Source organism: Fibrobacter sp. UBA3718 (assembly GCF_002371935.1).
Classification (GTDB): Bacteria; Fibrobacterota; Fibrobacteria; order Fibrobacterales; family Fibrobacteraceae; genus Fibrobacter.
Map to the genome: position 1 here is coordinate 63,127 of NZ_DFHR01000003.1, position 11,027 is coordinate 74,153.

Annotated in this window: 9 protein-coding genes; 6 read left to right on the forward strand and 3 right to left on the reverse strand. The window is 54.4% G+C overall.

Annotated features, from left to right (window positions below; genetic code table 11):
• Positions 1 to 39 precede the first annotated feature (39 nt).
• A complete protein-coding gene (locus B4A77_RS00690; protein ID WP_290737360.1) occupies positions 40 to 2,613 on the reverse strand; it encodes a TIGR03960 family B12-binding radical SAM protein in 2,574 nt (857 codons plus the stop codon).
• An 88-nt stretch (positions 2,614 to 2,701) separates the two neighbouring features.
• Between B4A77_RS00690 and B4A77_RS00695 the strand changes: the two genes are divergently transcribed.
• From B4A77_RS00695 to truA, 3 genes are all read left to right on the forward strand, one after another.
• On the forward strand, positions 2,702 to 4,075 hold the full coding sequence (locus B4A77_RS00695) for a GGDEF domain-containing protein (RefSeq protein ID WP_173382753.1): 1,374 nt from the start codon (positions 2,702 to 2,704) through the stop codon (positions 4,073 to 4,075).
• A gap of 282 nt (positions 4,076 to 4,357) precedes the next feature.
• The gene (locus tag B4A77_RS00700; RefSeq protein ID WP_173382754.1) at positions 4,358 to 5,308 is read left to right on the forward strand and encodes a hypothetical protein; all 951 of its coding nucleotides are present in this window, start codon (positions 4,358 to 4,360) and stop codon (positions 5,306 to 5,308) included.
• The gene (gene truA, locus B4A77_RS00705; RefSeq protein WP_290737362.1) at positions 5,308 to 6,060 is read left to right on the forward strand and encodes a tRNA pseudouridine(38-40) synthase TruA; all 753 of its coding nucleotides are present in this window, start codon (positions 5,308 to 5,310) and stop codon (positions 6,058 to 6,060) included. Before B4A77_RS00700 ends, truA begins: the two co-directional genes overlap by 1 nt.
• Here truA and B4A77_RS00710 read toward each other — a convergent pair.
• Positions 6,057 to 6,794: a pyridoxine 5'-phosphate synthase gene (locus B4A77_RS00710; protein ID WP_173365712.1), complete on the reverse strand. Its 738-nt coding sequence runs from the start codon at positions 6,792 to 6,794 to the stop codon at positions 6,057 to 6,059. The genes truA and B4A77_RS00710 overlap by 4 nt on opposite strands.
• Positions 6,791 to 7,906, reverse strand: a complete 1,116-nt coding sequence (locus B4A77_RS00715) for a divergent polysaccharide deacetylase family protein (protein WP_173365711.1) — start codon at positions 7,904 to 7,906, stop codon at positions 6,791 to 6,793. Before B4A77_RS00715 ends, B4A77_RS00710 begins: the two co-directional genes overlap by 4 nt.
• A gap of 29 nt (positions 7,907 to 7,935) precedes the next feature.
• Here B4A77_RS00715 and miaA point away from each other — a divergent pair, with 29 nt between their 5' ends.
• From miaA to B4A77_RS00730, 3 genes are read left to right on the forward strand one after another with little or no spacing between them, the layout of a single operon-like run.
• Positions 7,936 to 8,835 carry a tRNA (adenosine(37)-N6)-dimethylallyltransferase MiaA gene (miaA, locus tag B4A77_RS00720; RefSeq protein ID WP_290737364.1) on the forward strand — a complete coding sequence of 300 codons (900 nt, stop codon included), beginning with the start codon at positions 7,936 to 7,938 and terminating at the stop codon, positions 8,833 to 8,835.
• A gap of 1 nt (position 8,836) precedes the next feature.
• Positions 8,837 to 10,168, forward strand: a complete 1,332-nt coding sequence (locus B4A77_RS00725; protein WP_290737366.1) for a hypothetical protein — start codon at positions 8,837 to 8,839, stop codon at positions 10,166 to 10,168.
• Entirely contained in the window at positions 10,165 to 10,884 is a 720-nt protein-coding gene (locus tag B4A77_RS00730; RefSeq protein ID WP_290732336.1) for a hypothetical protein, read from the forward strand. Before B4A77_RS00725 ends, B4A77_RS00730 begins: the two co-directional genes overlap by 4 nt.
• Positions 10,885 to 11,027 lie beyond the last annotated feature (143 nt).

Genomic DNA, 11,027 nt, shown 5'->3' on the forward strand with positions numbered 1-11,027 from the left:
ATACGGATACGTCCAGGATTTTCAAGGAAAAGACGCGATTTACCATTCCATGCTGACTTTCGCAATCAGGAACCGCCTGGAAACCTCGTCAAGCTTGGCGGGGTCGATTTCGAACCCGAGAAGTCCCGCGTAGATTACGAACGGGCTCGCCGTACAGCCCTGGTCGTTGCACTTTACCTTCACGAAGAGAGCTCCGTTTACAGCGTCGATGCCGAGCACGTGCTCGTTCAAATCGATTTCCTGCCCGCGGTGGTTCTTCACGACGGGGAGCGCCTTCGCGTTGAACCGCTCCATCAGGTCGGCGGGGATGCTTTCGGGCGTGTGGCGGTAAACCATCGCCTTCGGGAAGTGCTTGCTGAGCTTTTCCTTCAGCGGCTCGATGTTCACGATTTCCATGCCCCGCGGGAACGGTGCGCTCAATTGCGCCATGAGTGCGGGAAGGTTCTCGGGCGATATGTCGAGCTTCTGTAGCAGGTCCACGCTGATGATTTCACAGTAGGTCTCGAGGCCCAACGGGAGCGCACCCATGTTCGAGATGCGCGGTTTGGGGCTGAAGCCTTCGCTGAACTTCACGGGGATGCCCGCACACAGGAATGTGCGCTCGAAGAAACTGAGCATGTTCTGGTGGGGCAGGAAGCGGCTGAGGCCGGTCTTCTTGAAGGTAATCTTGTAGCTGAAACTTTCCGTCTTTTTCGGGCGACGTTCCGCGACGAGCTTCTTGATTTCTTCGGGAGTGCGGCTCGGAGCCTTGTGGCGTACGGGATCGTCGGCGAGCCTGATTTCGTCGCCGAATCCGGGGATGCCGCACTTCTGGCAGTCGCCCCACTTGCAGTTGGGCACGGGCGCACTGTTCGGATCGAACGCCTTCTCCCACTCGCGGCGCAGGTACTGCTTGGTGGTACCCGCATGGATGAAGTCCCACGGGAACACCTCGTTCTTTTCGCGCTCGCGGTAAACCCAGCTGGTGTCGTAGCCCATCTTTTGCCAGACGGCTTCCCACTTGGCAAAGTCGAACCGGTAGCTGTCGCTCTCGAAGATGATTCCCTGCTTGTAGGCCTCGTAGATTACGGGCCCGAGGCTGCGATCGCCACGGCTGTAGATTGCCTCGAGGAAGCTCGTTTCCCAGCTGGCCCAGTTGATTTTTACGTTCGGGTGCTTGAAGAACTTCTCGCGCACGAAGCGGATATGCTTGAGCGCGGTTTCCTTGTCCATGTAGGGTGCCCACTGGAGCGCGGTAAAGGATTTCGGGATGAGAATGCCGATGCTGACCGCAATCTGTATGCCGCGGTTGTACTTGCGTCCGATTTTTACGAGATTGAAGATGAGGTCGCAGAATGCCTGCATATCGTCGAGGTTCTCGGTCGGGAACCCAATCATTGTGTACAACTTAATCTTGTTGAACCCGCTGCTGAACGCGTGCTCGGCGGCATCGTACATGTCCTGGTCGCTGATGGTCTTGTTGATCATCTTGCGGATGCGCTCGGAGCCCGTCTCGGGAGCGAACGTGGCGCTGCGGCCACCCTTGAGGGCTGCAATCTTGCCGGCGAGCGTCTGCCCGAAACTGTTCACGCGGATGCTCGGGAGGCTCACGTCCACCGTATCGAAGAACGGGTCGTCGATGATGCTGTCGGTGAGGGCCTCCACCGGCTTGTAGTCGGCGGTAGAAAGGCTCAAAAGCCCGAGTTCGCGTTCGCCGGTGGCGCGGATGCCCGCCTTCGCGATGTCGAGGACATCGTCCGGATTGAGTTCGCGGCACGGGCGGTACCAGATGCCCGCCTGGCAAAAACGGCAACCCTGCGCACAGCCGCGCATGACTTCCACGCTGAAGCGGTTGTGTACCAGCTGCATGTTTGCGATGAGGTTTTTGACCGGGTAGTCTTTCGGGTCCATTACCGGGATGAATAGGCGGCGAACCCCGTTCGTGGTGGCGTAGGCGCCGGCGGCAGGTTCCGCCGGCACAATCGCGCCGAATTCGTTCGTGACCACCGGGCGCAAGCTTGGCACGTAAACGCCGTCAATCTTGGATAAATTCTCGAGTATTTCGGCGCGACTGAGGCCCGCCTTGCGGCCCTCGCCTACGCACCGCAGAAAGTCAATCATGACTTTCTCCCCGTCGCCAATCATGAACGCGTCGAAGAAGTCGGCGACGGGCTCGGGGTTCGCCATCGAGGGCCCGCCGGCAACCACGATGGGGTCATTCTCCTTGCGGTCCTTCTGCCACGCGGGAATGCGGGCGAGTTCCAGCACGTAGGGCACGTTCGTGAAGTTCAGCTCCGTCTGGAGCGTCATGCCCACCACCTCGAATTCGCGTACCGGCGTGTAAGTCGCGTAGCTGTACAGCGGAATATCGTACTTCGCCATCTCGCGGGCCATGTCATCCCACGGCGCAAACGAGACTTCGCAAAGCAGGTCGCTCTCGCGGTTTATCACATGGTACAGGATGCGGATGCCGTTGTTGCTCATCCCGATTTCGTAGGTATCCGGGAACACGAACGCCATGCGGCAGAGCATCTGGCTGTGGTCCTTTACCACGCTGTTCGCCTCGCCGCCCATGTATCTTGCTGGGGATTCTACGGCGGGGAGGGCAAGTGCAATCTTTTCGAGGATGGTCATGTCCCCAAATTTAGAAAATTGCATTTTATTTCGTTTATTTTTCATTTTTATCGAGACGGATGTCCAATACTTTTGATAAATTTAAGGCATGAGCGTTCTTTCTTATATCTTTTGGCTGATCGTCTTTGTCGGAGGCGTCGTTGCCGCCTATATGGTTCCCGACAACACGCTTGCCCTGCATCTGAAATTCGTCCTGATAGGGGCTTGGGGCTCCGTTCTCGGGCTCGTCTACCACAGCCTCTGCAACCGCAAGTTGCGCGAAGCCGAGGAAAATTTCACGGAAGCCCTCAACGACCAGCAACGCAACAATTCTCCCAAGACAGAATATATTCCCGTAGTCCCGTCCATTGGAGATGAACCTCAGCCCTTCGAGGCTCCCGCGGCCAGGAAACCATTTGATAGCATCCTTCCGCCCGAAAACAAGCCCGCCTCTATCCAGAATCTGGCCGTTCCTGCAAAGATTTCGTTCCCTCTCGAAGCCTGGGAACTTTTCTGCAAGCCGATTCTCAAGAACCGTCCTTTCCCGGAGGTCGTGGAGGCCCTGGAAAAGACTCTGCCCGAACTTTTCCCGACTGCGGCCGGGATCCTTTACATGTATGGAGGCACGCAGACGGAACTGCACAAGATTCTTTCGTTTGGTGACTATGTCATCAGTGACGATACCATCATGCCCGCCGAATGTGCCAGTTTCAATCTGGGCGAGATTGTCATTACCGATTTTGCCTCTAACGAGATGAATGGTGGTTGCACCCACCTGCATCATCATCCCCAGGGAATTTCCTTCTGCGCCCCAATCGAAGGGCTCGAGGAACATTTCGGCATCCTTTCTATCCAGCTCGACAAGATTCCCGATGGCGAAACGCTTGACTTCTGGAAGACGAAGGTCGGCATCGTTGCTGCGACATTCGGGCTTTATGTGGCAAACCAGAACTTGAATATCCGGTTCCAGCAGCACAGCATCCGCGATAACCTCACGGGGCTGTTCAACAGGCGCTACATGGAAGAATCCCTGCGCCGTGAAGTCTCTGCGGCCAACCGCCACGGCACTCCCATCGGCATCGTGATGATCTATCCGGACCAGGTGGCGAATATCCAGAAGGAAAAGGGCCACCATGCTGTCGAGCAGATGCTCTGGGAATTGGGTCAGCGCCTCCCGAATTTCATCAGGACCGAAGATATCCCGTGCAGGTACGACGGGGAGGTCCTCTGCGTCATTTTGCCTGGTGCCGACAAGAAAATTACCCTCGAACGTGCAGAACGCATCCGTCGCGAGATTTCTCAGCTCCAGGTCGCCTATGGCGATGGAATCCTGGCGACGACTCTGAGCCTCGGGGTGTCCGTGATGCCCGATCATGCCATTGACGAAGGGACGCTCATCTACAATGGCCAGAGGGCGCTTCAGCTCGCTATGGAAAATGGCGGAAATAGGGTCGTTTCTGCGGACGCCGTTCGCCAATATTGATTCCTGCAAGCGAAATGAGAAATGAAAAACACCCCGTCCTTGCGGTCGGGGTGTTTTTTTGGGGTTAGGAGGAGAACAAAGAGTTCTTGAACATAAAGATAACAAAAAGGGAGGGGGGAGGAACATTTTTTTTGAAAAATCGAATTTTAGTGTAGAGAAGTTCTCATCACCTGGGTAATTGTGGAACAAAACTGCCCGTTTTTGGCTGAATTCAAGCTGTGCGGGCCGTTAGGTCCCTGACTCCCGGGCCCGTCGCTCTTCTTTTTTCTACATTGTGGACGTATGAAGAAATTTCTTGCTCCTGTTATTCTTCTTGTTGCTGTCGTGGGGCTTCTTGCCTACCTGATGCTTGATTTTTCCGGCGTGAAGTCCTCCTTTGATGCGGATGCCTACTTGCAGGCTCGTAGCCGGATCGATTCCCTTGAAGTCGCTCTTTTTGAGGCTCACGGTAACCCGGATTTGCAGCTCTCCCTGCGCGGAGAACTTGAAAAATCGTGGGAGACTCTTGCAGAACTCCGTACAGAAGCGCCTTCTGCCGCTGACCCGACTACGGAAACTATAGGCGGTTTCTCTAAAGAAACGGTCATCTGGATCGCCGGGGGCGTTGCCGCGGTCATTCTCTGCGTAGTCCTCCTGTTCGCGCTCTCGTACCGCCGGAAAGTATTGACTCAGAGGATGGAGGCCTTGAAGGCGGATCAGCGCTTCAAGGAGCCCAAAACCGGTTTTGAAAACGATGCCACGATAGCTCCCCGTCCGCGTCCCCAGAAGCGCTCCATTATCGAGGAGGTGTCCGAGTTTGCCGCGTCGCAACAGGCCGATGCCCCTGCTTCTGCCCCGAAGGTCGCGTTTGAAGACGAAAACGGCGTCCCCGAAAATAAAATCCTGTCGACGGACCTGGATGCTCCGCAGCGCCCACCTCTCCGCCCGACGGCCAAGGAACGTATTACGTCTGCCATGCAGTCGCTTTCCGATGTGCTACGTTCGCCACGCGGAGTCGCTCGTGAACGCACCATGAAGATTCGCGCCCAGAGCCACAACATGACGGGCGACCCTAATTTGCAGGCGAGCAGTCCGCTTAAGACAAACCGCTTCGATCGGGAATTCACGGAGAAGGCGAAAATTATGCAGATGCACCGCCGTGGCTATCCTGCGTCGACGATTGCCTCGCAGCTCAAGGTTCCCCAGGACCAGGTGGAATCCATTATCAGGGAAGCGCTCGAATCGGGGAGCTGATGCGCTACCGTTTCCGTTGCGAATATCTGGGCAGCGCCTTCTACGGTTGGCAAGAGCAGAACGAGGCGGGCAAGACCAAGTTCGTGACGGTTCAGTCGTCTCTCGAAGAAGCTTTTTCCATAGCGCTTCGCTCTCAGGTTCGCATTGTGGGTTCCGGACGGACCGATACCGGGGTCCATGCCCGGGGCCAGTGTGTTCATTTCGATTTCGATGGAGAACTGGATCCTCGCAAGACGGAGCGTTCCATAAACGGCCTTACCAAGCGGCTAATCCGCATCCGGGACCTGCAGCCCTGCGCTCCGGATTTCAACGCGCGGTTCGATGCGCTTGAACGCTACTACCAATACACTATCTACACGCGTCCTGTCGCCCTGATGCGCGATTTTGGCTGGGAATGCGGTTCGCTCTCGCTTGACCTGGATGCGATGGAAGAAGAAGCTCGCGCCTTTCTGGGCGAACACGACTTTATCGACTTCTGCATTCCTCGGAATGACGGCAAGTCAACACTCTGCACGTTGACCGAGTTCCGTCTTGAACGCCTGAACGACTGGAGCTGCATGTTCCATATCAAGGGAAACCGTTTCCTGCACAGGCAGGTTCGTGCTATGGTGGGGACTTTGTTCGATGTCGGCCGTGGTCGCTATCCGCTCGGAACGGTCGACTGCATTTTCGCGAAGGATTTTAGGGGTGAACGCACCTGGGCCCCTCCGCAGGGGTTGGTGCTCCAGGATGTCCGGTATGCCGATTACTAGGTGCTTGCGCGGCGGATAATTTCGACCATTTCGCCGACCGCGTCCTTCAGACCGACGAGTACGGCCTTGCCGATGATGCTGTGGCCGATGTTCAGTTCTTCGATTCCTTCGATTGCCGCGACGGGCTCTACGTTCCTGTAATTGAGTCCATGGCCCGCAATGACGCGAAGGCCGTATTTCCTCGCGAGGACTGTCATGTCCTGGAGGGCCGAGAGCTCGTGGTTTACTTCCTGGATGCTGCCGAGATCGCAGGTCGTTGCGTATTTGTTCGTATTGAATTCCACGAAGTCGGCGCCGACTTTCTTGGCCGCCTTTACCTGTTCGGTTTCCGGATCAATGAAAATGCAGGCGGCGATATCGTTGTTCTTGAGCGTCATGACGAATTTGGAAATCTCGTCGATCTTGGCTGCAACGTTCATTCCGCTTTCGGTTGTGATTTCCTGGTGGTTCTCGGGAACGAGAGTGACCATGTCGGGCTGGACATTGATGGCGAACTGCACCATTTCCTGGGTGGGGGCGATCTGCAGGTTGAGCTTGGTGGCGACGGTTCCCCGAAGGAGCTTGAGGTCGCGATCCTGCACGTGGCGCTTGTCTTCACGGAGATGGGCTACAATACCGTTGCAACCTGCCAGTTCGGCAATGACTGCTGCGGCTACCGGGTCCGGTTCGCGGACCTTGCGCGCTTCACGGATGGTGGCGATATGGTCGATGTTGACTCCCAGTTTTACGGTCATGGCAGCTCCTTGTTTTTTTTCATAAAGGTAGATAAATAGATGAGGGTGGTGCCTTGGGCAGTCGCCTTTTCCTTCATGGACTGCACTTTTGCGATGGATTCCGTGCTCAGGGGCAGAATCATGGCCCCGATTCCGTTCCTGAAGGCCCCTCTCAGCTTTTGGTGGATGTAGTCGTCCAGCGTGCTGTTGGAGGGGTTGTAGGGTGCAAGTATTTGGCAGTCCTGGCTCGATTCCTTGCAGAGCTCGTTCAGTTTCGATTTGTTGTTCATGGAGAGGTCTAGGAACCAGAGCCCGTGTTTGCTTGCTGCGTTCAATACCGTCTGGAGCAGGGGCTTGTGTTCCATGGCCTGTTCTGCAAAACGGGTCGCGATGCCACTTGCGGAGGGCACCAGCGCCTTTGCGCTTGCGATGATTTCTTCGATTTGTTCTTCGGTATGGTGGCTGCGGATGGGACGCATCTTGTTGTGCCTGGAGTCTAGGCTGTGCGATTCCATCAGAAGCCATAGAACCAGTTCCTTGTCCTTGATGCGGTCAAGGTCGGGGAAAAATTCAGAGGACATGCCGAATGGCGTAATCAGCAGGTCGTATGGGAAATCCAGTTCGTTCAGGGCCACGATGAGTTCGGGCGAAAGCCTTGTCACCTGGAAGGCAATCGAGAGGTACGATGCGTTGTCGCGGAAAATGCTCGATGAAACCTGGAGCTTGAGGTGCAGCGTATCCCCATCGGGAGAAAGGGCGTCGAGCTTGGCGGACTGCGATACGGTCGGGTCGTTGAAAAGTTCTTCCATGTAGAGGACTTTTCCTCCGTTCTCGTCCAGGAACCTCTGGGCTTGGAGCAGGTAGTAGACGATTGTCCTTCCCTTGCCGAGCGTCCAAATGTCGCGCTTCTGGACTTTGGAATACTTGGCCTGGATCACTTCCAGTTTCGCTTGCATGCGTTCCACGAACGGCAACGTATCCGGAATGGCAAGGGTGTCGCTTTGGATGACGGCAGGCTCAGCCTCTTTTTGCGAGAGATTAGGATCCAGTCCCAATTTCGGCAAGATGTAGGCTCCCGTTGCTATCAGTACAAGGACAATAAAGATTGCCAATATGTGTTTGAATTTGTTCATCCCGCATAAATATAATTATATTGTCGAACATGCCAGTCCTCTTTGCCCTCGTTGGAGCCACAGGAATAGGGAAGTCGAGTCTCTCGCTTGAACTTGCCGAACATTACAATGCCGAAATTATCGGCGTCGATTCGCGGCAGATTTACAGGGGGTTCGTGATTGGGACTGCGCAGCCCCCGCTCTCCGACCAGCGGAGCGTGGTGCACCATCAGGTGAATTTTCTTGATCCTACGAGCGTCTATTCGGCGGGCTCATTCTGCTCCGATGTTCGTCGCCTGCTCGCTAGCCATCCGGACCGTTCGTTCATTCTTGTTGGCGGAACGGGACTCTACCTCCAGTCGCTCATGCTCGGCCTTCCGAAAATTCCGAAAGTGGATGCCCACGTGCGAGAAGAACTCGAGAAATCGTCGCGAAAAGAGGGGCTGAATAGTTTGTTCGAACTTGCGCGGAATGTGGATCCCGAAGCCATGGCGGAAGTCGATCCCAACAATGCGCAGCGCATTATCCGTATCCTTGAAGTCTGGAAATCGACCGGCCGCAGGCTTTCGGAATGGCAGAAAGAACGTGAAGGCGGCATCGGCAGGGTTCCCGTATTCTGGCTGCAACGCGAACGCGAAAACCTGTACAGACGGATCAACGTCCGCGTAGACCAGATGGTTGCCGATGGCTGGATGGACGAAATCCAGGCCCTTGCGAAAGTTGTCCCGCTAGACGCTCCTGCGTGGCAGAGCCTCGGCTACCGTGAACTTTTGCAGGCTAAGTCGACATCCGAAATTGCAAGTGTCATCGAGGATGTCAAAAGAAAGACCCGCAACTACGCGAAACGCCAGCTGACGTGGTTCCGCTGGCAGGTGGAATCCGTTCCTGTAGATCTTGATAGGGGCGAAAAGCCTGCATCCGTTGTCATGAAAGCGTTGAATGGAGCGTGACGTGTTCTATAGATTGTTCCTTGCAGTTCTTGCGGCGATCCTTCCGTCTTTTGCCTACGATTGGGATTCTCCAAGTGATGTGGTGTTTTCGCCAAAATCTTTGGAACAGCGAACCTCCATACTGCAGACGCAAGAAAAATGTATCCGAAGTGGCGAATGCCTCGGAGATTCCGCTTCGAAAACCTTGCGGGACGCGTTTACTGGCCTCGAATCTACCATCGTTGCCGAAGATTCCCATGCAACGCTCTTTTCCTACGACGAACTCTTCTTGCTGTATGTGTATAGTGCGCAGGTTTCCCTTGACAAGTCCGCGTCGTGGAAGGAACTTGTACGCCTGTTGGAACATTCCAGGTCCATAAAGGATAGCCTTGCGCATCGAAACTATCCGTTTGCAAAAGATTCGACGCTAGTCGATTTTCTAATCGATTCTATCGATTACCATCAAGCTGAATTTGAGTTCTCCCTTCTCGATGTCCCTCGCGAACTGAAAGAATCTTTCCGCATCGTGCTGGAGGCAATTTTGGTATCCAATTCTCTGGCGAAGGCATGTGAAATAGGGCAGAATTCTCACGGGACATCCATGTATGGGGCTTCTGTCGAGTTTATGGAAACGGCACGGGACAGGTTCCTTAGACGCTACCCGCAAAGTGAATACGGGGCCCTTGTCCGAGAATACGTTCCCGAAGGATTTGCCGCGCGTGAAAAAAGAAATGTTGCATCCGAACAAAAATGGTTGGCTTTTTCGATGGGACTTGGTGTCGGTTCGGTGTTCATGGGCGGGAACCTGGGTGAAACAGTGAGTGTCCCTTTCGAAATTCCGTTCTATGGCGAATTTCAGGTGGGGCGCGCGCTGGTGGGCTTTGGATTTGGCATGGGGCTAGGACAGAAAAAAACGTTGTGGAAGGGAACATTCGATGAAATGGAGGGACATGGTTTTGGAATTGTCATGGGAGGCCTGAATTCGTACATCGGCGGGGTGCTGCTTGCGCATAATAGCCTTTCGCTTGATTTGCTTGCGGGAATTGTCGTGTCGGACTACACGCCGACATCGGATAGCGACTATCTCATCCAGGGAATAGGATTGCAAGTTGGAGGCCAACTCGACTTCAAGATTCCTCTGACGGATTTTGTCGAAATGGTTGTCCGCGCCCGCTACTTTTTCAGTTGGGAAAATGCCGAACTCTATATTCCCGATGCGGTTCGCGAAAGAAGGCCGGAAGTCGACAACTTCCCGTCCTATGGGCCGGAAACAGGCTATGGTCATCGGGTGGAAATCTTGCTAGGCTTTAGGGCGGGATTCCCGAAATCCATGATGAAGGAGTCTGTGAAATGACAAGTTTGTTTGTGAAAGTAAATCGGACCCTTTGGAAATTTGCAATTCTCTTTTTCCTCGCGGGTTGCGTGGACGCTCCGCCTCCGTTGTCGGATCCGCTCGCGATAAAAAATCCGAGGTGCGAATCTTGTGCCTATAGTGAACGTGAATTGCAGGGTGGGTGGGCTTCCGTTCGCGGCGTGAAAATTTTCTACTCGGAACCTTTCTTGGACAATTACGAAATGTTCGAGGCTGCATGGCCCAAATATAGGGGAGATTTCGGAGAGTGGTTCGGACATTACTTCAGGAAAAATTTTGAGGCGTCCATCGCGCAAGTCTCGTCAGCGAACGCAGGCGGAAAGGAAATCAGCATCGAGATGAAGGACGATTCCTTCTGGAAATCTTCTGCACGAACCTTGTCGCGAAAGCGTCCGTCCCTCGCGGATAGTGTTGTCCTGGATGGTATGCTCCTTCCGCGCGAAAGGGAAAATACGGATGACGGAAGCGTCGAAATCTACATTACGCCGATAAATGTTTTTACGCACAAAATAAAGGAATCGCTTGCGGTTACCTATAAGTGTGGCGTGACGGTGCTGGATTCGAAAGACGGGTCTGTTATTTTGTATGCAATCCTTGAAAGCAGGGGCTCCTTGCGCGGGGCTCTTTCGCAAAAAGACGCCGGGAGGACAACTGCTCTCGGTCGTCTCGTAGAGAAAATGACGTCCCTTATGCGGTAACGGACGGGTTTGCCGGTCCTTTTTTGGCTTTTTCCAGAAGATAATCCGCCTATGCTTTAACATGCTTGTGAATAGAATGTTTACAAAGTGTGCCGCAGGTGGGTTTGGGCTGTTTTTATCCCGTTTTTTCAAAAAAAGTGAAA

Bases quoted from the DNA above. Each gene is read 5' to 3' on its own strand.
- B4A77_RS00690 (WP_290737360.1), bottom strand. From the start codon at position 2,613: ATGACCATCCTCGAAAAGATTGCACTTGCCCTCCCCGCCGTAGAATCC.
- B4A77_RS00695 (WP_173382753.1), top strand. From the start codon at position 2,702: ATGAGCGTTCTTTCTTATATCTTTTGGCTGATCGTCTTTGTCGGAGGC.
- B4A77_RS00700 (WP_173382754.1), top strand. From the start codon at position 4,358: ATGAAGAAATTTCTTGCTCCTGTTATTCTTCTTGTTGCTGTCGTGGGG.
- truA (WP_290737362.1), top strand. From the start codon at position 5,308: ATGCGCTACCGTTTCCGTTGCGAATATCTGGGCAGCGCCTTCTACGGT.
- B4A77_RS00710 (WP_173365712.1), bottom strand. From the start codon at position 6,794: ATGACCGTAAAACTGGGAGTCAACATCGACCATATCGCCACCATCCGT.
- B4A77_RS00715 (WP_173365711.1), bottom strand. From the start codon at position 7,906: ATGAACAAATTCAAACACATATTGGCAATCTTTATTGTCCTTGTACTG.
- miaA (WP_290737364.1), top strand. From the start codon at position 7,936: ATGCCAGTCCTCTTTGCCCTCGTTGGAGCCACAGGAATAGGGAAGTCG.
- B4A77_RS00730 (WP_290732336.1), top strand. From the start codon at position 10,165: ATGACAAGTTTGTTTGTGAAAGTAAATCGGACCCTTTGGAAATTTGCA.